Origin of the sequence: Pseudoalteromonas sp. Ld20 (genome assembly GCF_045064175.1) — a bacterium.
Taxonomy (GTDB): domain Bacteria; phylum Pseudomonadota; class Gammaproteobacteria; order Enterobacterales; family Alteromonadaceae; genus Pseudoalteromonas; species Pseudoalteromonas neustonica.
The window spans coordinates 91,965-115,736 of record NZ_JBISHB010000032.1 but is presented as its reverse complement, the minus strand read 5'-3'; the positions used below and the strand labels follow the sequence as shown (position 1 = coordinate 115,736).

The window sequence follows — 23,772 nt, the reverse complement described above, 5'->3', positions numbered from 1 at the left end:
TCAGCTATCAGCTATCAGCTATCAGCTATCAGCTATCAGCTATCAGCTATCAGCTATCAGCTATCAGCTATCAGCTATCAGCTATCAGCTATCAGCTATCAGCTACAAAATTAAGCAATTGCAGCTCAGTGTCAAGCTACACCTAGCACCTAGCACCTAGCACCTAAAATTATCTGCAAGTGTAGGAGCGCTAGCAAGGCAATGAGTTTATTTATGCCAAGGAGCATACGTATCTGGTATGTGACTTAGCATTTTTGGGTTTCGTAACACTCAACCCAACCTACAAGCAGCAGAATCCACCTAAGTAATTTAGCCTAAAACAAGGCGGACATTCGATTGAGCCCTATGAGCATACGTGTTGTATGTAATTAGGGTCAATCGAGTGGACAACGCAGTATTAGGTTAAAATACGACGGTGGTTACATTTGCTCCATGACTTCAATGCCTAACAGATCCAACCCTGTACGCAGTGTATCTGCCACTAAATTACACAACACTAAACGGCTGTCGCGTACACTTGGCTCTACACCTTCTTTAAGTACTGGGCAGGCTTCATAGAATGTCATGTATAGGCTAGCAAGCTCGTATAAGTAACTACACAATACGTGCGGTGTTGCCTCATTGATCATTTGATCAAGCACTTCTTCTAATTGTAGCAATTTAAGTGCTAGGGCTTTTTCTTGCTGCTCAACAATGGCTATTTCAGCATTTAGGTTTGCAGCATCTACACCTGATTTACGGAAAATGCTACGTACGCGAGTATAAGCGTATTGTAAGTAAGGTGCAGTTGCGCCTTCAAAGCTGAGCATGGTATCCCAGTTGAAAATATAATCACTGGTACGATTTTTAGATAAATCAGCGTATTTAACTGCGCCAATACCAACTTTACGGGCTATTTCACTGCGCTCAGCGTCGCTTAAATCTGATTCACGCTCAGCAAGTTTTGCTGTTGCACGAACAATTGATTCTTCAAGTAAATCGGCTAATTTTACTGTGCCACCAGTACGGGTTTTAAATGGTTTGCCATCTTCACCCATCATGGTGCCGAAAGGGCAAAATTCGTAGCTAGTCTCATCACGAAGTAAACCGGCTTTGCGTGCTGTAAGCTCTACTTGATTAAAGTGTAAGCTTTGGCGTGCATCAACAAAAATTAGGATACGTGCTGCACCCAACTTGTTTGAACGGTAATCACAAGCTGCTAAATCGGTGGTTGCGTATAAGAAACCGCCACCTGATTTTTGTACGATAAATACAGATGGCTCACCATCTTTATTTGCCAGCTCATCTAAAAAAACTACCTGTGCGCCTTGTGACTCAACCGCAATATTTTTATCTTTTAATAACGCAATAATGTTATTAAGCTCACTGTTATAAGCGCTTTCAGCCATTATATCGTCTGGCGTAAGCGTTACATTTAAGCGTTTATAAACTTCTTCAGAATGCTTTACAGATGTTGCGATAAACAGCTTCCACAGTTTTTCACAATGAGCGTCACCGCCTTGTAGTTTTACTACGTAGTCACGGGCTTTATCGGCAAAACCTTCTTCGTCGTCAAAACGCTTTTTAGCATCGCGATAGAAAGTTTCTAAATCAGCTAACGCAACGGTATCAAGATCAACACCTTGGCTTATTTGATCTTCTAAATGCGCAATCAACATACCAAACTGCGTACCCCAATCGCCCATGTGATTTTGGCGAATAACAGTGTCACCACGAAACTCAAGCGCACGTACTACTGCATCACCAATGATCGTTGAACGTAAATGCCCTACGTGCATTTCTTTAGCTAAGTTAGGAGATGAGTAATCAACCACAACTTTTTGTGGCTGTGCATGCTCTGCAACAGCCAGTTTTTCATCTTGATTTGCCGCTTTTAAACTTTGCGCTAAAAACTCAGGCTTTAAGTGAATATTAATAAAACCAGGACCCGCGATCTCCGTTTTTTCTGCAATATCACTTACATCTAAATGATCTATTATTTTTTGTGCAAGCTCGCGCGGGTTGCTTTTCATTTTTTTAGCTGCGCCCATTGCACCATTGATTTGGTAATCACCAAATTGTGGGCGGGTGCTTTGTGTGACTGCAGGGTTGGTATCTGCAGGTAAGCCTGCCCCCGTCATTGCCGCGATGGCTTTTTCAATCAATAGCGTACGAATGTTCATGTAATTTATTACCTTTACCAGCCCGCTATTGCAGGCTTTAAATTGAATTTTTGTTTAGTTTTCACGCGTGTGGTTAAACGTCACTTCTGGGTAGCGTTCAGTCGATAAGTTAAGATTTACACGACTTGGGGCAATGTAAGTTAAATTATCGCCACCATCTAGCGCTAGGTTGCTTTCACATTTACGCTTAAAGTCTTCAAACTTTTTAACATCATCACAACTCACCCAACGAGCCGTATTTACATTAACACTTTCGTAAATAGCATCAACGTTGTATTCGGCTTTTAAACGCGCTACTACTACATCAAACTGCAATATACCTACAGCACCAACAATTAAATCGTTATTAATGAGAGGTCTAAATACTTGTACTGCACCTTCTTCAGATAGCTGCACTAAGCCTTTTAATAATTGCTTTTGCTTTAATGGATCGCGCAGACGAATACGACGGAATAACTCAGGTGCAAAGTTTGGTATACCAGTAAATTTAAGTTTTTCACCTTGTGTGAAAGTATCACCAATTTGAATCGTACCGTGGTTATGTAGGCCAATGATGTCACCAGCGTAGGCGTCAGCTGCACGCTCACGGTCACCTGCCATAAAAGTTACGGCATCTGAAATGCTTACCTGCTTACCTATACGCACATGATTCATTTTCATGCCTTGGCTGTATTTACCCGATACAATACGCATGAATGCAATACGGTCGCGGTGTTTTGGATCCATGTTTGCTTGAATTTTAAATACAAAACCTGTGAAGTTTTCTTCACTTGCAACAACTGTGCGGTCTTCCGTTTCGCGCGGCAATGGCGTTGGTGCCCATTCAGTCAGACCTGTCAAAACATGATCAACACCAAAGTTACCAAGTGCTGTACCAAAATACACAGGTGATAATTCACCGGCTAAGAAAAGATCTAAATCAAACTCATTTGATGCACCAATCACAAGCTCAAGTTCATCGCGCAATTGCGCAGCTAACTCTTCACCAATTGCATCATCAAGTTCAGGGTTATCTAGCCCTTTAATACTGCGCACTTCTTGAATCATATGACCTTGCCCTGTTTTATATAACAAGGTTTCGCCACGATGAATATGATAAACACCTTTAAACTCTTTACCGCAGCCAATCGGCCATGTAATAGGTGCACACGCAATATTTAGCTCTGTTTCAACTTCATCAAGTAACTCCATAGGATCACGGATGTCGCGGTCACATTTATTCATAAAGGTAACAATTGGCGTGGTACGAAGGCGTGTTACTTCCATTAATTTACGAGTTCGGGCTTCAACACCTTTAGCTGCATCGATAACCATTAAACATGAATCCACAGCCGTTAAGGTACGATAAGTATCTTCAGAGAAGTCTTCGTGCCCTGGGGTATCAAGTAAATTAACAAGTGCTTTATTAAACGGAAATTGCATTACAGAAGTGGTTACAGAGATACCACGCTCTTTTTCCATCTCCATCCAGTCAGATTTAGCATGTTGATTTGAACCGCGACCCTTTACCGTACCGGCTTTTTGAATTGCTTGTCCGAACAACAACACTTTTTCAGTGATGGTCGTTTTACCCGCATCTGGATGCGAGATGATTGCGAACGTACGTCGCGTATTGATTTCGTTTAATAAATTAGACATGTAAGCCGCTTTAAGTCAGAACAAGGCGCAACTAAAAACAAACCTAAGCAAAGGTCTTTTTTGCGCACTGTAAATATAAAATAGAATTACCCGCATTATACCTTGTTTACCTTAGCCAAAAAAGCAACGATTGTAAGTAATTAGCTGATAACTTTGTTTCAAATTGCACCAAGCACGTAGGTGCAGTCAACGCGCTAAACTTGTGTAATTTTACACTAGCGCATACTATTGATGGATTACATGGAGGATATTTTGTTTGGGCATGAAAACCAGTAAGCTAAGCATACGATTATTATGGTATATCACGCCGTTGGTGATCTTACCGTTACTGTTTTTAGGGGGCTTTACGCTCACTAACGTCACTAGTTCAACACAAAAACAAGCTGAACTTATCGTGAGCCGTTTTGTAGAACAACAACAGCAAAAAATGTTCAACTACATTGACTCCTTTCATTCCACCACAAAATTACTGTCAACCTCCCCTGTTTTAAGCGACTTTCTCGCTGACGACCTTCGCTATAATGGTAATTACACACGTCGTTTGGGCGCATTAATGGACGTATTTGCCAGTTATTCTGAAGCGTACCCAGACATTATTAGTGTAAATTTAGTTTCCCCAAATGGTAAAAGTGACGCGTATTACTCTAGTAGTTTAAATATAGCTCCTGACAGCTACCCTTTTTTCGATCAAGTATTACAAAGTAATTTAGGCCAACAACAGTTTATGGTGCAAAAAAAAGATGGCACCACCAGCTTGTATTTCATCCAACGCATTTTTAGTGCTGATTATTACTTAAAGCGTCCTCAGCAATTAGGTTTTATTATTGTTCATGTTGAGCCGTCAATTTTAAATACCAGTATTTTAGAAGCCCCCTATAACAACACACTTAATTTATTATTAACTAACGACGGTAAAATTTTATTTAGTTCAGATTATGACAAACGGGGTAATTACATCAGTGAGTATGAGTTAAAACAAATTCATGAATTAGCTGATTTAGGTAAACTCTCCACCATAGAGCTCTCCAGTATCGATAAGGTTGAACGAATGATTTATGCCGTGCAAATGAGTGGCGGTTATTATTACGTATCGACTATCCCAAAAGCACTGCTTTATCAGTCGGGTAGAGCCATTAGCCTGATCACAGCTTTAATTGTAATTATTTCGGTGGTTACGCTACCACTGCTTATTTTTATTGTAGTGCGTAACTTATTACTCAATCCCATTGAGCAACTAGGTGCGGCGAGCCATCGCGTTGGCGATGGTGATTTATCAGTTTACTTACCAGCACACAACAATGATGAAGTTGGTGTTTTATTTAATGATTTTAATCATATGATCAACCAAATCCGTCATTATCAAGATGAATTAAAAGAATACAAGCACCACCTTGAAGATAAAGTTGAGAGCCGTACTAAAGCGCTTGAAACAATGAATAGCCAGCTTGAAGGGGCTATTGCACAAGCGGAACAAGCCAACCAATTAAAGAGCCGTTTTTTAGCGAATATGAGTCATGAAATTCGCACACCACTAACTGCGATTATGGGTTTTACAGAGCAACTGCTACATACAAAAAAAGCAGTTAATGATGAATTGCATTTAAGCACGATTTTACGTAACTCAAAGCACTTACTTGAGCTAATTAATAATATTTTAGATTTATCAAAAATTGAAGCTGAAAAACTAGCCGTTGAACGTGAGCCGCTGTCTGTTGTTGAATTAGTCCATGATATAGATTCGATTATTCGCCCGTTAGCGCAAGAGAAACAGCTCACTTTTGAAATAAATTACACATTACCTTTACCGCAAACAATCTATAGCGATGCGACTCGCTTAAAGCAAATTCTGATTAATATTGCCAGTAATGCCGTAAAATTTACTGAGCAAGGACAAATAACCCTCGATATTAAATACCTCGAAGATAAACAATTTATTGAATTTGCAATTGAAGATACCGGCATTGGCATGTCAGAGCATGAAGTTGAACGAGTCTTTAAACCATTTGAACAAGCCGATGCAACGACTACGCGGCGTTTTGGCGGTACTGGTCTCGGGTTATGTATTTCCAAAAATTTAGCACAATTACTTGGCGGTGATGTTCATTTAGAAAGTGAACCGGGTAAAGGCAGTCGATTTTGCATTCAAATAGCCTGCCACCTTGATGAAAATGCAGAGCATGCCCATGCAATGCTAACAGCAATAGAGCAACTAACCCCCACTAAAGACCAGCAGCTTTCCTTTGCAGCTAATAGCTTTGATGCCAATATCCTTGTTGCTGAAGATAACCCTGATAACCAAGTGCTAATTAAGTTATTACTACAAACATGGGGGCTTGAGCCTGATATCGCAAAAAATGGAGCTGAAGCTGTCGAAATGGCGTTAGTGAATGACTATCAGCTCATTATTATGGACATGCAAATGCCTGTGATGGGTGGTTTAGAAGCCACACAAATGCTACGTCACGCCGCTTACGATGGTCCTATTATTGCGCTTACTGCGAATGTAATGAAGCATGATGTTGACACCTACCTCAAAGCAGGTTGCGATGAAGCACTAGCAAAACCTATCGACAAAGATGCGCTTGAAAGCGTACTCGTTAGTTATTTACACATAGAAAAAGACAGTCAAAGCAAATGGGATAGCTTGCTCAACAGCGATAAGTTTCAACAGATAAATGAAAACTATCGCTCTAAACTACCTGATTACCTAGTTGAAGTGACGGATTTATATAATTCAGGTGAATGGGATCAACTCAGGGCACTAGCACACAACTTAAAAGGCAGTGCTGGGTGCTTTGGGTTTAGTAATATTCATCATGGTGCTGCGACTCTTGAGGATAACTTGCGAGGGCGCGATCATAGTCGTCGTGACTATTTGGCATTGAGTTTAATTGAAGCAATTAAATATACGATACAACAAGCTAAATCACCCAAAGAGTAAAGTGAGCCCCATTAGTATTGCATCTTCATGACCATTTTTTGCTGGGTCATCACTTGGGTAGTAATTTTTACGTACTGACATCTCACTAAAGCCTGCCCGTTCATACAAGTTAATTGCACGGGTGTTGGTTTCGCGTACTTCTAAGAATAAGTTTTCAGCGTTGTGCTTTTCGCCATATTCAATAAATGCTGTAAGTAACTGCTTTGCTATGCCTTTCCCCTGAAAATCAGGTGCTACGCAAATATCCATTAAGGTAAAGTCAGGTCCTGCTTTTTCACCAATGTAAAAACCAATCATTTGTTGTTCACTAAACGCGGCTAAATTAAAGTAGCGCCCAGCTAAACATGATTTCATTGTGTTAACAGTCCACGGATGGCTGTGACATGCACTCTCAACACGCATTAGCGCGTCAATAGATGATTCAGTAACAGATTCAAAGGTTATCAAGGTGTATGCTCATCAGCGCCCATAGCGCGCGTTTATTATCAGCACTAAGCTGTTTATTTGGTAAACTCAGTTGGCCTTCATGCCATGCTAGCGTATCACTTTGCACTACGTGCTTAATTTGCTCTGGTGCAATAGCACGATTTAGATCTGCTAACAGCTTTTGATTTAACTCTAGAGTTACCTGTGGTGCCGTCATTGTTTGATCAGGAAATTGCTCAACAATAGACTGTGGACGAAAATGTTGATTTAGTTCAAGGTTTTCTATACCAAAAATAGCTGCGTATCGTGGATGCATAACAACTCAGTAGATTTAAAAACAAGAACAATATAAGAAGTAATAAAAACGATGTAAAGAAGAAATGGCAGGGGCGGAGAGACTCGAACTCCCAACCATCGGTTTTGGAGACCGCTGTTCTACCAATTGGAACTACGCCCCTGCAATGCGACGAATTATAGAGAAGTTTCGCTAAAGGTAAAGAAAAAAATTACACTTTTAGTTCAACTGCTTTTTAAATAAACAAAACGGCGAATTAGCATGCTAATTCGCCGTTTTACAATCAATTATCAAACTAGTTTGCTACTAAGTTTTAATTATTCCCATTCGATTGTTGCAGGTGGTTTACCTGAAATATCGTAAACAACACGTGAGATACCGTCGATTTCATTAATGATGCGGTTTGAAACCAGACCTAAGAACTCATAAGGTAAATGTGACCAACGCGCTGTCATAAAGTCGATAGTTTCTACACAACGAAGCGACACAACCCAATCGTACTTACGTGCATCACCCATTACCCCTACCGACTTAACTGGTAAGAATACCGTGAACGCTTGGCTCACTTTATGGTAAAGCTCAGCTTTGTGTAGCTCTTCAATGAAGATAGCATCAGCACGACGTAGTAAATCACAGTATTCTTTTTTGATTTCACCAAGTACGCGCACACCTAAACCAGGCCCAGGGAACGGATGACGGTAAAGCATGTCGTATGGTAAACCTAGCTCTAAACCAATTTTACGCACTTCGTCTTTAAACAATTCACGTAATGGCTCCACTAAGCCCATTTCCATATCATCCGGTAAGCCCCCCACATTGTGGTGAGACTTGATCACATGTGCTTTACCTGTCGCTGATGCTGCTGATTCGATGACATCTGGGTAGATAGTACCTTGGCCTAACCATTTAGCATTTTTAAGCTTTTTAGATTCGCTATCAAATACCTTAATAAACGTATGACCAATGGCTTTACGCTTATCTTCAGGATCAGATTTACCAGCAAGGTCCGCTAAAAATAACTCTTCAGCTTCTACTTTAATGATGTTCAAGCCAAATTTATTACCGAACATATCCATTACTTGTTGGCCTTCGTTTAAACGAAGTAAACCATTATCAACAAATACACAGGTTAAACGGTCGCCAATGGCGCGATGGATAAGCATAGCTACAACCGATGAATCAACACCGCCTGATAAACCTAATATGACTTCATCTTCACCAACAGTCTCTTTAATTCGCGCGATTGCGTCATCAATGATTTTTTCAGCAGTCCATAATTTTTCACAACCACAAATATCAACAGCAAAGCGCTCTAATAAACGCTGACCTTGATGAGTGTGTGTTACTTCAGGGTGGAACTGCACGCCGTAGAAACGCTTTTCTTCGTTAGACATTGCCGCATGTGGGCAAGTAGATGTTTTAGCTGTGGTTTTGAAAGTATCAGGGATTTCCATTACTTTGTCGCCGTGGCTCATCCATACATCTAGAATGCCTTCGCCGCCGTCAGTAATGCTGTCTTCAATGGCATCAAATAATGCACAATTGCCTACTTTTTCAACTTGCGCATAACCAAACTCTTTCTTATCAGAGCTATGAACGTTGCCGCCAAGTTGAGTCGCCATTGTTTGCATGCCGTAACAAATACCAAGTACGGGTACACCGGCATTAAATACATATTCAGGGGCACGCGGGCTGTTTTCTAACGTTGTTGACTCAGGGCCACCAGATAAGATGATACCTTGTGGATTGAACTCACGGATTTGCTCTTCCGTTACGTCCCATGCCCACAGTTCACAGTAAACACCAATTTCTCGCACACGGCGGGCGATCAATTGCGTGTATTGCGAACCAAAGTCTAAAATAAGAATTCGTGAATCGTGAATGTCTTTGCTCATTGAGGGTCTCGTTAGTCAAGAACTGGCACTCAGGGTATCTGAATGACTAAAAATAAATAAGGGCCAGCAAAAGCTAGCCCAGTAATATCAATAATATATTGATTAACCTAAGCGGTAGTTAGGTGCTTCTTTAGTGATTTGCACATCATGAACGTGTGACTCACCCATACCTGCTGAAGTAACGCGTACAAACTGAGGTTTAGTGTTTAATTCATCAATAGTTGCACAACCGGTTAAACCCATTGCACTGCGCAGGCCGCCAACTTGTTGGTGAATGATGGTTGCGATTGGGCCTTTATAAGCCACTCGACCTTCAATTCCTTCAGGAACTAGCTTGTCCGCTTGGTTTGACTTTTGGAAGTAACGATCAGATGAACCTTCTTTTTGGTTCATCGCGCCAAGCGAGCCCATACCACGGTATGATTTGTAGTAACGACCTTGATAAAGTTCAACTTCACCCGGCGCTTCTTCAGTGCCCGCTAGCATAGAACCAACCATTACACATGATGCACCAGCAACCAATGCTTTTACGATATCGCCAGAGAAACGGATACCGCCATCAGCTATCACTGGAATATCGCGACCTTTTAGGCCTTCAACTGCATCAGAAATAGCCGTGATCTGTGGTACACCACAACCAGTAACGATACGCGTAGTACAGATTGAACCTGGGCCGATACCTACTTTAACGGCATCAACACCGGCATCAGCAAGCGCTATAGCGCCTTCAGCTGTTGCCACATTACCCGCGACTATTTGCAAGTCTGGGTAAGCTTGACGTGTTGCAGCTACGCGGTCAATAACACCTTGAGAGTGACCATGTGAAGTATCTATTAGTAATACATCAACACCCGCTTCAACTAATGCGGCAATACGTTCATCTGTACCAGGACCGACACCTACAGCAGCGCCTACACGAAGACGACCTTGCTCATCTTTACACGCATCAGGTTTGTCTTGTGCTTTTTGATAATCTTTTACTGTGATCATGCCTTTTAATTTAAACGCATCATCAACAACAAGGATTTTTTCGATACGGTGCTCGTGCATTAACCCTAAGATTTCATCACGTGCAGCACCTTCTTTAACGGTGACTAATTTTTCTTTTTTAGTCATTACCGTTGAAACTGGCTGTTCAAGTTTTGTTTCAAAACGCATGTCGCGGCTGGTAACAATACCCACAAGGCCATTTTCAGCATCCGTTACCGGAAAGCCTGAAAAGCCCTTTTCTTCAGCAAGTACAATCGCATCTGCAATGGTTAAATCCGCTGTAACTGTAACTGGAAAAGAAACAATGCCGGCTTCATACGTTTTAACTTTACGTACGTTTTTAGCTTGTTCTTCAATAGTCATGTTTTTGTGGATAAAACCTAAACCGCCTTCTTGTGCCAGCGCAATCGCTAAGCGGGCTTCTGTAACAGTATCCATAGATGCTGAAACTAGCGGCAAGTTAAGTTTGATACCACGCGTTAAGCGAGTTGAAATATTTGCCGTATGTGGCAAAACAGTAGAATGACCTGGTACTAAAAGTACGTCATCAAAGGTAAGAGCTTCTTTAGCAATTCTAAGCATTTTGGCAACTTCTCACATGTGGATCTTGTATAAGGAATTGCGGCCAAATTTTATCAGCGTTATGGGCACGAGTAAATAAGATTTCACAAATATTTATGATAAAATACCGTCATCATCGCTTTTTAGAGTCGCTTTATGGCCGTAACATCCCAGCAGCAAACGATTTATACCGTTTCTAGATTAAATAGAGAGATCAGAACCGTACTCGAACAAGGGTTTGCATCGTTAAATTTAACGGGTGAAATATCAAATTTCATTACACCTGCCTCTGGCCATTGGTATTTCACACTCAAAGATGATCGTGCCCAAGTAAAAGCAGCCATGTGGCGCGGTAACAACCGTAATCAACAATACCGCCCTATAAATGGCGCACAAGTAACTGTACGTGCGCGTGTTTCTTTATATGAGCCACGCGGCGACTACCAACTGATTGTTGAACATATGGAAGCCGCGGGCGAAGGTCAATTAAAGCAAGAGTTTGATGATTTAAAAATGCGTCTTGCCGCTGAAGGCTTATTTAGCTCAGCACATAAGCTGCCAATTCCATCTGTTGTGCATCGTGTGGGCATTATTACATCCGCTACAGGGGCAGCAATTAAAGATATTTTGACGGTTCTAAAACGCCGCGCCCCACAACTTGAAGTCGTGATCTACCCTGCGATGGTGCAAGGGAAAGAGGCGCACCTGCAACTGATTGATAAAATAAACATAGCCAATGCCCGTAATGAAGTCGACGTACTTATTTTAGGCCGGGGTGGTGGCTCACTGGAAGACTTATGGTGTTTTAATCATGAGCTGCTTGCCCGTGCTATTTTTGCCAGTGAGCTGCCAATTATTAGCGCTGTAGGTCATGAAATTGATACCACGATAAGTGATTATGTAGCTGATGTACGTGCAGCAACACCTAGTGCAGCTGCGGAGCTTGTAAGTCCAAACAGCAGCGAGCTTGCAAACCAAATTCAACAGCAGTTAAACCGTTTAGCAAATGCCTTTAAACACCAATTATCTGCAAAGCAAAGCATTGCAACCGCACTTGAACACCGCTTAACACTATGTCACCCGCGCAATCAGTTAAATCAACAATCACAACGCTTAGATGAGCTAAGTTTGGCGCTACAACAAGCTATGCAACAGCATATTTATTTACACGAGCGTCGTTTAAATAATTTAGCCCCACGATTAATGCAGCAATCACCTGATCGTAAACTTACTCAAGCAAGTCATCAATTGCAGCAATTACAAGCAAGACTTCAGCAAAGTATGCAACAGCAACTAAATGATGCTAATAACCAATTATCAATGCAAGCAGGGAAACTAGAGTCAGTTAGCCCATTAAATGTGCTCGCCCGTGGTTATAGCATCACTAAAAATAAGCAAGGAAGTGTAATAAAATCAACGTCACAAGTGAATAAAGGCGATTCACTTGTGACAGAATTAGCTGATGGAGTAATTCAATCTATCGTTAGTTAACTTTAGTAAACGACTCTTTGCTTGCTGCACAATTGGTTATTTTGACTCTGTAGCAAGCAGTAAAGAAAAGTCTCGATCGCTGGATTTGGATGTACTAACGGTAAACTGTTGCCAAAATTCTTGTTTTACCAACTTATCATTTAACTCACGCCAGTGAATATGGTTAAAATCATCCATATCTTTTGGTGCTGAAAGGTCAAATTTACATACCGAACTTTTACACTGAGCATTTACCATGTCTGGGGTGATGCTTAGATCGGCCGTTTGCAAAAAGTCTTTCATTGCGGTCTCTGTTCGATAAGCCCACTCTTCGTTACGTGTTTGTTCGTCAAATTGGGTTAGTAACGCCTGTTCAAGATCGGTGGGAGCATTGAGGCGTTTTTCATATACTTTTACAAGCTTACGCTGTGTTTCTAATTCAACTCTCAACTCTTCTAACTGAGCTTCAAGTGGTGCAGGGTTTACTAATTCAGATATTGCTGAAATATTTACTCCAGCAATATCTGTTTGGCTTTGCGTTGCACTAACAGGCGCAGGAGGAAGCTTAATTGAGTCTGACTCATTAAGAAAAGTTTGAAACGCTTGCTCTGATTGAACATCATCTTCAAAAAATGCTAATTGAGAGGAGGCGATAAATCCAAAAAAAACAGAAGTAAGAGTTACACCAGCTAAAAAAGCCAATAATAAAGAAAGATAAATATTTTTTATCATTGTGCGGTAATTCCTTTACTACCCTTAACCACGGTTTGTAATCGAGGTTTTACTAAATCACTGTATTTCCCAAGATGATCACACCTTGGGATAGCCTGAATAAGTATGGTTTATAACATTGCACTGGTATGTGATTCGTTCTGTGGCTCATCCGCATCTAAAAAGTTTTGGTTCATGCTTTTCGCCGGACAGGGACAGTTTGGTTTACCCACTATTTTAGCTGGAACGCCAACAACAGTCGTATGTGCAGGTACTGCACTCAGAACAACCGAACCTGCACCAATGCGTGCCCCTTCGCCTACTTCAATGTTACCTAATACTTTTGCACCTGCACCAATCAAAACACCGGCACGAATTTTTGGATGTCGGTCACCTTTTTCATTACCCGTACCGCCTAGCGTCACAGACTGCAAGATAGACACGTTATCTTCTATTATGGCTGTTTCACCAATAACTATACCAGTTGCATGGTCAAACATAATACCATGGCCGACTTTACAAGCAGGATGGATATCAACGCCAAATACTTCTGAGGTACGACTTTGAATAAATCGCGCGAGCTCTTTACGATTTTGGCGCCATAAGCAATGGGCAAGTCTATGTGCTTGAATTGCATGAAAACCCTTTAAGTTTAATATCACTGTTAAATAGGTATCGGCAGCTGGGTCACGATCTTTAACGGCTTTTATATCATGAGCAACATGCGTGAGCATTCGGTCACAATCAACAAAGGCCTGATCAAATAATTCTCGAATGGTAAATGCTGATACCACTGCGTCCGACAATTTATTAGCAACAATAAAGCTCAGCGCAGACCCTAAACACTCATGATTTAAAATGCATGAATACACATGACTTGCTAACAGAGGTTCACGGGTAACGACTTCTTTTGCTTCAGTGCGAAGCTGTTGCCAAATTTCATGACGCATAGGTTTGCCTTATTTAATACCTAGATGGGCTTTTCCTCAGTCTAACGGATTTCTACCTTGATGTGTTAATACAGCCGTTATTTGTTCTGGTTATTATATATAACTAATCTATACCCAAGCCACCTCAAGATGCACAATTCAGCGTTTCACAGGGGCTTAATACCAATCGTGTTAAGTTAATGACCATTTATAGCGAAAGATAAATACAGTGATAACAAGGCAGAAATTTTGACATGGTGTTGTTCTCGGCAATTGCTCCTGCATTGCTCTACCTCCTGCATCCATGCAGTCATATATGAAAAATTACTAACGCAGTTAGCGCTTTATTTAGTCCGCTAGAATGGTTAAATATTTAAGTCGATTGGTATAATATCAAGGCGTTACTTTGCAACAATAGTCGTCCCTTTTAGAAGTAGCAACGATAAGAGTGAGTACCGGTGAAATGCCCGAAGGGTTGGTTTGGGTATATTGGCTTACTTTGTTATAGGCAAAATAAAAATGCCCCAATTATTGGGGCATTTTAGTTAAGCTGAGCTTTCTTAGGTATTTGAATATTGATTATTCAAATACTTTATCTACAGCAAGTACTTCAATATTTTTCGCTGGTATTGCCAGTTTATAATCAGCAATGACTTTATCTTCGGCAACTAACTCAGCTGGTTTTTCAGCGTTATACACCATTGGCGATGTTTGCTCTGACGCTAGGCGTTTTTGCATGTCTTTGCCATCACCTGTGATAAATACATACTGAATATTATCCGTTTGTAAGTTAGCTTTAATAACGCGGTTTACGTCAGCTACAGTGAGCTTTTCAAGCTTACTGGTTACATATTTTACGAAGGTATCTGTATTATAAAATTCACTGTCAAGCGCATAACCCAATTGACGATTTTGACTTGCGACCATTTGTGGCACAAAGTTAATTAAGAAGTTACGCGTTGCGTCAAAGTCTTTTTCTGTCATGCCATTTTTGATCAGCTTATCAAGTTCAAATAACGCTGTACGTGTTGCAAAGTGCGCATCGTTATTTGAACGAAGTGGGCGTAACCAGACTTGAAATATTTGCTCTGAACGACCTAGGTTTGCATCAGGTTTAGTTTGATACATACCACGAGGGAAATACTCGATATACGCGTAATCACCGTAGTTCATGCCACGTGTTTGACGAATGCGCTCATATAAATATGAGTTAGAGCTGCGGTGTTCGCCAAAGTAAGAACGCACAAGCCAAAGCGCAGTCCAATCTTCGCTACTACGAATAGTATCTATAGGAAAGCCAAACGATACCGCCGTTGACTGTGCTGACTTTTCAACAATAGTTGCATGGTGACCTTTTAACTCTGGTGCATCTGGAATTGATAAACGGCTTTGCTCACCTTTAGGTAATGCGCTTAAATCCGCAAACATGGTGTTTTTAAGCGAATCAGGCACTGCACCAATCAAACCAACTGTAAGCTTGGCTTGAGTAAATTCTTTAGCATAAAACGCCTTTACATCATTTAATGTTAACGCTTCTAGATCTGATAAGTCACCATAGTTATAACTTTCATAAGGGTGGCCTTGATATAGTTTGTGATAAAGCACTTCTTTACCTAGCTCTTCATCGTTAGACGCTTTTAAGCCCGATTTAATGCCGTCAATCAGTTCTTTCTTTAAACGTTTAAAGTCATCTTCTCTAAAACCGGGGTTAAGTAACTGCTCACTTACAAGCGCATACCATTTTGCTGCATTATCTTTATGAACACGCCCTTGCAATGAAATCATTTCTTTATCTAATTGATAACCAAAGCTGCCAGCCAGTGGATAAAGCGCTTGTTTGATATCGTTATAGCTCTTAGATTCTGAGCCACCTTGTGCAAGCATTGCTGCTGTTAGTGCTGCTACGCCTTTTTGACCTTTAGGGTCTGCCGCAGCGCCAGTATGAAATAACCAATTTACATCAATCAGTGGTGAGCTATTGGTTTTATCAAGCACATTAAAATGGCGTTCTTTAACCGTTTGCTGACTAGCAACTAAGGTATTTAAATCAACCTCTTGATCAAACCCTGCAATTTTATCAAGTGCAGACATAGTTACTGTTGTACGGCTGCTATCTATAAAATATTTATTAGCAATGCTTTGAATATCTTGCGCACTGATACTGTCAGCGGTTGCATATAGCTGATTAACAACTTCAGGGTCTCGCTCAAAATGCATATAACTTGCAAGTGTTGATGCGATTGATTGAGATGAATCTAAACCATTAATAAAGCTGTACTTAAGATTCGATTTTAAATCAGCTAACTTTTGACTATCAACTAATTCTGTACGAGCTTTTGCATAAGTATTATTAATTGCTTCGCGGGCTTTCGCTAAATCTTCTTCATTTTCAACTTTTACAAACACATGGAGTAAACCCGGATCTTTAGTGTCTGGGTTGTAGCTAAACATTTGGCTAGCAATTTGTTTGTTAACAACTAACTCTTGATATAGCTCTGAGTTGCTTGAAAAATAAAGCTGAGAGAGAAGATCAAGTGCAGCTCTGTCTTTTTTCTTAGGTTCCCAAGCTGCCCCTTTATAAGACACTAACAACCAATGCCCTGGTAAGCCTTCATTTTGCTCATGTACATATTTAGCAGCTTGTTGCTTTGACTCGGTTGGTATATCGGCAACATAGTCGCCCTTTTGCCACTGACCCCAATGTTTTTTAACCATTGCCATAGTCTCTTGCGGATCGACATCCCCCACAATCACTAACGATACATATTCAGGCTTATAAAACTTCTCAAAAAACTCTTTACCATAGGCCATTTGATCAGGCATCGCTTCAATGTCTTCAAAAAAGCCCATTGTGGTATGTTTATAAGTGTGTTTTTCGAATGCTTCATTACGAACAGCTGAAAGTAACTTGCGTACTGGGCTGGCATTATTTTTAAGGTACTCACCTTTAACAGTTAATGCTTCGGTACGGAACTGCTCTTCTGAATACTTTAAGTTTTGAAAAATATCAGCTTCGATCTCAAGCACTTTATCAAGATGCTGCTTAGAGAAATTTAAATGGTAGTTAGTATAATCATTTGTTGTATACGCGCGGTTATCTACGCCTGAGTTTTTTAAAATATCTGAATATACATCTTGCGGAAATTTTTCAGATCCTTTGAACATCATGTGCTCAAAAAAGTGTGCAAAACCGGTTTTTCCTGCTTCAACTTCATTACGTGAACCGACAGAGACAGGTATTTGTAATGAAACAACATCAGGGTAGTCAGTTTTAACAACCATGACGCGTAAACCATTCTCTAACTCTTCAAGTAAGTAGTCTTGTGAAAACACACGATCATTTGCAGCTTTAGCAGCCGTTTGTGTTATTTCAACCTCTTTCACCATAGTTGAACCTGAGTTACTCGCACAACCACTTAGTGCAAGTGTCACCGCGAGGCTTGTTGCTAATAATTTAAATTTCATTGCTATCCCTTGTTAGTTGAATAAATTTCTTGTTTTTAGTCATTTTATTATGCAATAAAGCGAGCAGATATGAGAGCCCTAGCGCAGCTATTTATGTAAACAGTTGTGTATATACAAACTCAGTTACATGCCAAACATGAATAAATTTCATATTAATTGAATAACTTTCATTAAAAAAATCTATCTAGACGTCTAAATGGCTGTTATATTGTTTGGCATAGACATCTAAACAGCTGGAATGAGAGTTATGGCTTTATCACTGCAAGAGAAAATCGAAGATACCAATCAAGGCGTGTATTTAATTGGTACAACTCCGCCACGTATTGGAACTGATGAAACTCAGCTTGAAACCATTGCACAAAAGCTTTTAGCTCGTTTACATGAAATTGAATACGATGGTGTCATCATATACGACATTCAAGATGAAAGCAGTCGCACAGAAAAACCACGGCCATTCCCTTTTAAACAAACGGTCGACCCGCGTGAGTACAGTCACTTGTTACGTAAATTATCACACCAAGATGTCATCACTTATAAAAGTGTGGCACAACGCGGGGTGGCTGAATTTAAAGATTGGTTAAGCGAAACGAAGGAAAAATTTGATTTAAAAAACTTAGTGCTAGTAGGTAGCCCATCGTCTGCTGGCGATATTAAATTAAGCTTACCTAACGCTTATAAAACCCTAAGTGAACAGCAGCAAGATTTCTTTTTAGGCGGTGTTACGATTGCAGAGCGTCATGCAAGTAAGCGAAATGAACATGAACGTCTGCTTGAGAAAACGGCGCAAGGGTGTCAATTTTTTATCTCACAAGCCGTATACGACGCGCAAGCAACCATTGATTTAATTACCAGTTATGTACGTAGCTGTAAAGCACAAGATATTGAGCCAAAACGCATTATCCTAACGTTTACACCGTGTGGTAGTGAAAAAACCTTAGACTTTATGGAGTGGTTAGGTATATCAGTGCCTGAAGCGACAAAGTGGCGCATGCTAGATTCGCACAACCCATTAAGTGAGTCTGTGCGTATTTGCCGCGAAAATTTAGACTTGATCTTAAAAAGCTGTGCACATTTAGAGGTGCCGTTAGGTTTAAATATTGAAAGCTTAACTAACCGCAAAGAAGAAATCGACGCATCAATAAACCTATACCGTTTATTAAAAGCGACTATGGAACTTAATTTAGCTGAAAAACAAATAGCCTAACAACTTACGTTTAAAGTAATTGCCCAGCTTTAAACGCCAATTTATTTTTATACATGTCTTTATCGGCTTTATTGAGTAGTATTTCAAACGTTTCTTTGGTGTGCTCAGCAAATCCATAACCAATACTAATACTCAACGGTGGTAAAGACAGCTTAGCTAATTGAGCATTATACCCTTGAACTATCTTAGCCTTTATTTGAAGTGGTTCATTGGTATCATTTGTTTGTAATACAACCACAAATTCATCTCCCCCCAAGCGGCCAATTATATCAGCCTCTCTTAAGCACTCTTTAAGCGTTGCGGCTAATGCAACCAATGCTTTATCACCTATCTCATGGCCATGCGTATCGTTTAGTAACTTAAAATCATTTACATCGATAAATAGACAACAGACCTCAAAACCTAACCTTTGCGCTAAATTTAGCTTTTGCTGAGAAAGAATACTTACTGCACGCCGATTATAAATATGAGTAAGGGGATCAAGCATGGCTATTTCGCGCATTTGCACAAAACTATTAACCATGAATAAATCATCTTCAATCATATCCCGTAATTGTTTTATCAACTCTAAGTAATTTCGCTGATAATCTGTCTGCTCAAAATCCATCACACACAAAGTGCCAAAAACATCCCCATTGGGCCAATGGATAGGCAAGCCTAAATAAGATTCAAATCCATCTTTGCTTACTTCAGGGTTGTCGAGCCAATATTCATCATTACTGGCATTATTAACATAGAGGGAATGATTATCTTGTACGACTTTTTTACAAAATATGTTGGTTTCTAGCGGGATCATAGTACCCGCAGTGTAAGGATTGTCTTGCTGTTCACTGGCAATGACAACACGATAACCACTTTGCATCGCTTGCACAATAAAACCCGCAGGCGCAGCAAATAGGTCAGACATTAAATCGACTGTTTTTTGCCACTTCTGCAGTGATATTTGATTATCTTTGTCTGTAAAAATCCACTGGTTGCTTTGAAACATAGCACATACTCACACAATTAACCTTATATGAGTATACCCAAACCACCTCAAGATGCGAGTTTCAGTTGGAGTTAAAATTGGGCGTTTCGCAGGCGCTTACTCTCATCGTTGTTACTTCTAAAAGGGACTGCCATTCTTGCAAAGTAACGCCTTGATATTTGTTGTGATTCAATTAAACCCCTGTGAAACGCTGAATCCTGCATCTTGAGGTGATTTGGGTATATAAACTACTAACGACGACGGTTTGGAGTTTTTTTGCCCAAAACACGCTTTTTGTCGCGTTCTTTACGGGATTTATTACTATTTTTACGATTATCTTTCGGCTTTTTGTTTGGATCAGGCTCATAACCTGTTAGCCACTGTGGTGTTAAACGCGTATCAAGTAACACTTCAATCTCTTCCAGTAACCATTGCTCATCAAGGCTTACTAAAGACATGGCGAGCCCTTGTTCACCAGCGCGCCCTGTACGACCGATGCGGTGTACATAATCTTCAGCAATATAAGGTAATTCAAAATTAATAACGTATTTTAACGCTGGAATATCAAGGCCTCGTGCAGCTACATCCGTAGCCACTAAAACGCGTGTTGAACCTTCTTTAAAATCTAACAAAGCTCTATCGCGTGCGCCTTGCGATTTATCGCCATGGATTGACTGTGTTTTTAAACCGTCTTTACACATTTCTTTAGCGAGCTGATCGGCCATTTGCTTAGTGCGCGTAAAAATTAATACTTGGCGCCAGTTTTTCATGCCAATCATGTGTGATACAAGCTCACGCTTACGGTCTTCATCTACCGCGTAAATAACCTGTTCAACTTCAACAGCCGCAGAGTTTCGCTTATCAACTTCCACGAGTTCTGGGTTTCTAAGTAATTTTTTACTAAGCTCAAAAACACTGTCATCAAATGTGGCTGAGAATAATAATGTTTGGCGATCACTCGGCACATGGCGCAGTATACGTTTTATCTCATCAATAAAGCCCATATCGAGCATACGGTCCGCTTCATCAAAGACTAATGAATCAACACTTGAAAGTTTAATGCTGCCTTTAATGATGTGATCAAGTAAACGCCCTGGTGTGGCGACTACGACTTGCGCATCTTTCATCGCTTTAATTTGCGGGCCAATACTGGCACCACCATAAGCTAAAGCGCCTTTTATATCACTGCCCTGTGCGTACTTTTCAAAACTGGCAAACACTTGCTGAGCCAGCTCACGCGTTGGCGTTAAAATAAGAACACGAGCCAAGCCTTGCTCATCTTTTTTAGGCGTGTTTAGCAACTTATGCAATAGCGGTAATACAAATGCGGCTGTTTTGCCTGTGCCTGTTTGCGCACTGCCCATTACATCACTACCCGCTAAGATAAGGGGGATAGTTTTGAGTTGAATTGCGGTAGGTTGAGTATAATTGTTTTGCTCAATTGCGTTTAATAACACCGGATCGAGATTAAGTGATGAGAATGTAGTAGCAGACATAGGCTTGGCTTTAAAATGACAAAGAGCGCTATTGTACGCATATTCAGCCACCTCGTAAATTAACCAATAAAAAAGGCGCTAATTTAGCGCCTTAATATAAATGGTTGCTTTATGCTGGTTTTAAAGTTGCTTTACGTTCATTGTAAAACGCAATTAAATCATCAACCGTTGTTTGGCAATACTCACGAATACCTGAGACCACCATATGCTTTTCACCACAACCTACTTTAACGCCATTTTCTAATAGGTTAAAACGTAATGTGATTTTACCGCGCTTGCCTGTGTATTCAAAACTTGGCTCTGCAAATTCAAGTGTAGGCGCTGTAATATCAATATTATCAAGATTAATAAGCATTGATTCGTAAATAACCATTGGTCGTGCGGGGTTAATCATTACCTCTTGCTTACCCATTAGTGGAATAATCACATGGGGGAAAGTAGTACCAGAGAACTCAACATAATTTTTTATTAAACTATTCGTTAGTGTTGGGCATTGACTGGTTTTACCTTCACGCTTGACCTTTAAAATAACCTTATCACCACTGGTTATTTCAAACTCATCGGCACCTTCTGGAAAGTGTAGTTTAGTATTTTCATCCACCATACCCGAAAACGTAAATTCCATTCGCTCACTCAGACCATAGCGGTCTAGCACTAATGAAAAAAGTAAGTCTCCTGGTGCGCAAAATTTCTTTGCATCTTTATCATGAAGAGGATTGTAATCATCAGCAATACATTTGGCGAAACGACAACCTTGCTCACGAGAAATAGAAACATAATCAGCATGTTGCTGATAAAAAGGACTTAACATAGTTTTTTCACTGCTTAAACTGCTTATAACCGAGTTATTCTACCAGATAAAAATTAAATAGAGGTCGAATCTGTTAAAGTTTTGTTTCAAATATAAAAAACCGAGATGTAGAACCTCGGTTTTTAAATTTATAAAATGCTTTGATATTTATACCCAAATTACCTCAAGATACGAGTTTTAGTTGGAATTTACTCCCATCGTTGTTACTTATTAAAAGGGATTGCCGTTGCTGCAAAGTAACGCCTTGGTATTAAGCCCCTGTGAAACGCTGAATTCTGCATTTTGAGGTGGCTTGGGTATTATCAGCTATTTGATCATATCTTTAGCTCGCAGGGTATTCACGATACGCACGCTCGATATTCTTAGCCTGCTTTTTAGAAATACCTAAATGAGCAAGTGCCACACGTAAACGAGCTCGTGATAGGTCAGACCCTAAAATCTCCATCGCATCAAGCACTGATGTAGATGATGTTTTGCCTGTGATTGCTACAAATATCGGCTCTAAAAAGTCTTTAATTTTAAGCTCGTGGAATGTTGCCACTTCTTTTGCGATAGCAAAAATAGCTGGTTTATCAAAACTACGTAAACCTTCAAGCTGCCATACAAAAAATTGTAAAGCTTGGCGAATTACATTCTCATCCGCTTTACCTGCCGTTAATAAAGCCGGATCGTAAATTGGAATACCACCTACAAAATGACCAGCTAAATCAACCATATCCGACAAAGTATTAATACGCGTTTTCGCTTCAGGTAATACTTTAGCGAGCATTTTAGCGTTAAATTTCCAATCAACAAAGCGCTGTACAAGTTCTTCGTCAGTTAGATTTTCGCGGATCCACATGCCGTTTAACCAGCTTAATTTGTCTACGTCAAATACAGGGCCACCAAGCGATACACGCTTCATGTCAAAGTTTTCAATCATTTCAGCAAGTGTGAACTTTTCACGCTCATCAGGCATTGACCAGCCCATACGGCCTAAGTAGTTCAGTACCGCTTCTGGCAGGTAGCCCATTTCTTTATAGTAGTTAATAGACGTTGGGTTTTTACGCTTAGACAGCTTTGATTTATCTGGGTTGCGTAATAATGGTAAATGGCCAAGTACTGGCGCTTGCCAACCAAAATCTTCATACAGTTTTAATAACTTAGGTGCTGAGTTGATCCACTCTTCACCACGGAAAATATGACTAATTTCCATGTGATGGTCATCAACAACATTCGCTAAAAAGTAAGTAGGGAAACCATCTGCTTTAAGCAGAACCTGCATATCAACATTTTCCCACGGGATCTCAATTTCATCACGTAAGTAATCGTTAAACTTAAAGGTACCTTCGCTTGGGATTTTCATACGTATAACGTAAGGTTTGCCCGCAGCTAAGTTTGCTTTAATTTCTTCATCTGTGTGATTTAAACCACGACCGTCGTATTTAGGGCGTAGGCCTTCTGCCATTTGCTCTTCACGCATTTGATCAAGTTCTTCGCTGGTTGCAAAACAATAAAATGCTTTGCCATCGTCAACTAATTGATGCGCATATTTTTTATATAAATCACTTCGTTCTGATTGGCGATAAGGACCAAATTCGCCGCCCACATCAGGACCATGATCCCATTGAAGGCCTAACCAACGAAGGCTATCCATAATAGCTTGTTCTGATTCTGATGTACTACGTACTTGGTCGGTATCTTCAATACGAAGTACAAACTCGCCACCTTGTTGTTTGGCAAAACAGTAATTGAATAAGGCGATATAAGCGGTGCCAAGATGCGGGTCACCCGTTGGTGATGGTGCAACACGTGTGCGAATTGTCATGGTT

General features: G+C 40.3%; 16 protein-coding genes and 1 tRNA gene. 3 read left to right on the top strand and 14 right to left on the bottom strand.

Translation table 11 applies throughout. The annotated features are described in order from the left end of the window. Positions 1-419: 419 nt before the first annotated feature. Together argS and prfC are read right to left on the bottom strand one after the other, a co-directional pair. On the bottom strand, positions 420-2,162 hold the full coding sequence (gene argS, locus ACJJVX_RS08550) for an arginine--tRNA ligase (RefSeq protein ID WP_054204211.1): 1,743 nt from the start codon (positions 2,160-2,162) through the stop codon (positions 420-422). Between the two features lie 54 nt (positions 2,163-2,216). After that, positions 2,217-3,800 (bottom strand): peptide chain release factor 3, encoded by a 1,584-nt coding sequence (gene prfC, locus ACJJVX_RS08545; RefSeq protein ID WP_054204212.1) that lies wholly within the window; start codon positions 3,798-3,800, stop codon positions 2,217-2,219. 262 nt (positions 3,801-4,062) lie between these two features. Between prfC and ACJJVX_RS08540 the strand changes: the two genes are divergently transcribed. Next, the gene (locus ACJJVX_RS08540) at positions 4,063-6,741 is read left to right on the top strand and encodes an ATP-binding protein (protein WP_054204213.1); all 2,679 of its coding nucleotides are present in this window, start codon (positions 4,063-4,065) and stop codon (positions 6,739-6,741) included. On the opposite strand, the gene rimI is transcribed toward ACJJVX_RS08540, so the two are convergent. From rimI to guaB, 5 genes are all read right to left on the bottom strand, one after another. Further along, a complete protein-coding gene (gene rimI, locus ACJJVX_RS08535) occupies positions 6,727-7,188 on the bottom strand; it encodes a ribosomal protein S18-alanine N-acetyltransferase (RefSeq protein WP_054204214.1) in 462 nt (153 codons plus the stop codon). The two genes, ACJJVX_RS08540 and rimI, sit on opposite strands and share 15 nt — an antisense overlap. Then, positions 7,175-7,483 (bottom strand): hypothetical protein, encoded by a 309-nt coding sequence (locus tag ACJJVX_RS08530; RefSeq protein ID WP_405631052.1) that lies wholly within the window; start codon positions 7,481-7,483, stop codon positions 7,175-7,177. Before ACJJVX_RS08530 ends, rimI begins: the two co-directional genes overlap by 14 nt. A gap of 65 nt (positions 7,484-7,548) precedes the next feature. Further along, positions 7,549-7,625, bottom strand: a tRNA-Trp gene (locus ACJJVX_RS08525). A 154-nt stretch (positions 7,626-7,779) separates the two neighbouring features. After that, positions 7,780-9,357 carry a glutamine-hydrolyzing GMP synthase gene (gene guaA, locus ACJJVX_RS08520; RefSeq protein ID WP_054204216.1) on the bottom strand — a complete coding sequence of 526 codons (1,578 nt, stop codon included), beginning with the start codon at positions 9,355-9,357 and terminating at the stop codon, positions 7,780-7,782. Between the two features lie 102 nt (positions 9,358-9,459). Next, a complete protein-coding gene (gene guaB, locus ACJJVX_RS08515) occupies positions 9,460-10,929 on the bottom strand; it encodes an IMP dehydrogenase (RefSeq protein ID WP_054204217.1) in 1,470 nt (489 codons plus the stop codon). A gap of 135 nt (positions 10,930-11,064) precedes the next feature. Here guaB and xseA point away from each other — a divergent pair, with 135 nt between their 5' ends. After that, the gene (gene xseA / locus ACJJVX_RS08510) at positions 11,065-12,399 is read left to right on the top strand and encodes an exodeoxyribonuclease VII large subunit (protein ID WP_170173081.1); all 1,335 of its coding nucleotides are present in this window, start codon (positions 11,065-11,067) and stop codon (positions 12,397-12,399) included. A gap of 36 nt (positions 12,400-12,435) precedes the next feature. On the opposite strand, the gene ACJJVX_RS08505 is transcribed toward xseA, so the two are convergent. From ACJJVX_RS08505 to ACJJVX_RS08495, 3 genes are all read right to left on the bottom strand, one after another. Beyond that, positions 12,436-13,110, bottom strand: a complete 675-nt coding sequence (locus ACJJVX_RS08505; RefSeq protein WP_054204219.1) for a hypothetical protein — start codon at positions 13,108-13,110, stop codon at positions 12,436-12,438. A 110-nt stretch (positions 13,111-13,220) separates the two neighbouring features. After that, a complete protein-coding gene (gene cysE, locus ACJJVX_RS08500; RefSeq protein ID WP_054204220.1) occupies positions 13,221-14,039 on the bottom strand; it encodes a serine O-acetyltransferase in 819 nt (272 codons plus the stop codon). Positions 14,040-14,597: 558 nt separating this feature from the next. Beyond that, positions 14,598-17,483 carry a M16 family metallopeptidase gene (locus tag ACJJVX_RS08495; RefSeq protein WP_405631047.1) on the bottom strand — a complete coding sequence of 962 codons (2,886 nt, stop codon included), beginning with the start codon at positions 17,481-17,483 and terminating at the stop codon, positions 14,598-14,600. A 247-nt stretch (positions 17,484-17,730) separates the two neighbouring features. Here ACJJVX_RS08495 and ACJJVX_RS08490 point away from each other — a divergent pair, with 247 nt between their 5' ends. Next, complete coding sequence (locus tag ACJJVX_RS08490) at positions 17,731-18,687, top strand: methylenetetrahydrofolate reductase (RefSeq protein ID WP_054204222.1); 957 nt, start codon at positions 17,731-17,733, stop codon at positions 18,685-18,687. Between the two features lie 10 nt (positions 18,688-18,697). Here the strand turns inward: ACJJVX_RS08490 and ACJJVX_RS08485 are convergent, their stop codons facing one another. The 4 genes from ACJJVX_RS08485 to gltX all read right to left on the bottom strand — a co-directional run bounded on the left by ACJJVX_RS08485 (position 18,698) and on the right by gltX (position 23,768). After that, entirely contained in the window at positions 18,698-19,675 is a 978-nt protein-coding gene (locus tag ACJJVX_RS08485) for a diguanylate cyclase (protein ID WP_405631044.1), read from the bottom strand. Positions 19,676-19,905: 230 nt separating this feature from the next. Beyond that, the gene (locus ACJJVX_RS08480) at positions 19,906-21,150 is read right to left on the bottom strand and encodes a DEAD/DEAH box helicase (RefSeq protein ID WP_054204224.1); all 1,245 of its coding nucleotides are present in this window, start codon (positions 21,148-21,150) and stop codon (positions 19,906-19,908) included. Positions 21,151-21,259: 109 nt separating this feature from the next. After that, a complete protein-coding gene (locus ACJJVX_RS08475; protein WP_054204225.1) occupies positions 21,260-21,961 on the bottom strand; it encodes a DUF3581 domain-containing protein in 702 nt (233 codons plus the stop codon). 322 nt (positions 21,962-22,283) lie between these two features. Next, positions 22,284-23,768 (bottom strand): glutamate--tRNA ligase, encoded by a 1,485-nt coding sequence (gltX, locus tag ACJJVX_RS08470; protein WP_054204226.1) that lies wholly within the window; start codon positions 23,766-23,768, stop codon positions 22,284-22,286. Positions 23,769-23,772: the final 4 nt, after the last annotated feature.

What these genes read in the sequence shown, in the direction of transcription:
- guaA (WP_054204216.1), bottom strand. Translation starts at nt 9,357, where the DNA reads ATGAGCAAAGACATTCACGATTCACGAATTCTTATTTTAGACTTTGGT.
- ACJJVX_RS08530 (WP_405631052.1), bottom strand. Translation starts at nt 7,483, where the DNA reads ATGCATCCACGATACGCAGCTATTTTTGGTATAGAAAACCTTGAACTA.
- ACJJVX_RS08485 (WP_405631044.1), bottom strand. Translation starts at nt 19,675, where the DNA reads ATGTTTCAAAGCAACCAGTGGATTTTTACAGACAAAGATAATCAAATA.
- xseA (WP_170173081.1), top strand. Translation starts at nt 11,065, where the DNA reads ATGGCCGTAACATCCCAGCAGCAAACGATTTATACCGTTTCTAGATTA.
- ACJJVX_RS08495 (WP_405631047.1), bottom strand. Translation starts at nt 17,483, where the DNA reads ATGAAATTTAAATTATTAGCAACAAGCCTCGCGGTGACACTTGCACTA.
- ACJJVX_RS08475 (WP_054204225.1), bottom strand. Translation starts at nt 21,961, where the DNA reads ATGTTAAGTCCTTTTTATCAGCAACATGCTGATTATGTTTCTATTTCT.
- cysE (WP_054204220.1), bottom strand. Translation starts at nt 14,039, where the DNA reads ATGCGTCATGAAATTTGGCAACAGCTTCGCACTGAAGCAAAAGAAGTC.
- ACJJVX_RS08480 (WP_054204224.1), bottom strand. Translation starts at nt 21,150, where the DNA reads ATGTCTGCTACTACATTCTCATCACTTAATCTCGATCCGGTGTTATTA.
- argS (WP_054204211.1), bottom strand. Translation starts at nt 2,162, where the DNA reads ATGAACATTCGTACGCTATTGATTGAAAAAGCCATCGCGGCAATGACG.
- ACJJVX_RS08505 (WP_054204219.1), bottom strand. Translation starts at nt 13,110, where the DNA reads ATGATAAAAAATATTTATCTTTCTTTATTATTGGCTTTTTTAGCTGGT.
- prfC (WP_054204212.1), bottom strand. Translation starts at nt 3,800, where the DNA reads ATGTCTAATTTATTAAACGAAATCAATACGCGACGTACGTTCGCAATC.
- ACJJVX_RS08490 (WP_054204222.1), top strand. Translation starts at nt 17,731, where the DNA reads ATGGCTTTATCACTGCAAGAGAAAATCGAAGATACCAATCAAGGCGTG.
- gltX (WP_054204226.1), bottom strand. Translation starts at nt 23,768, where the DNA reads ATGACAATTCGCACACGTGTTGCACCATCACCAACGGGTGACCCGCAT.
- guaB (WP_054204217.1), bottom strand. Translation starts at nt 10,929, where the DNA reads ATGCTTAGAATTGCTAAAGAAGCTCTTACCTTTGATGACGTACTTTTA.
- ACJJVX_RS08540 (WP_054204213.1), top strand. Translation starts at nt 4,063, where the DNA reads ATGAAAACCAGTAAGCTAAGCATACGATTATTATGGTATATCACGCCG.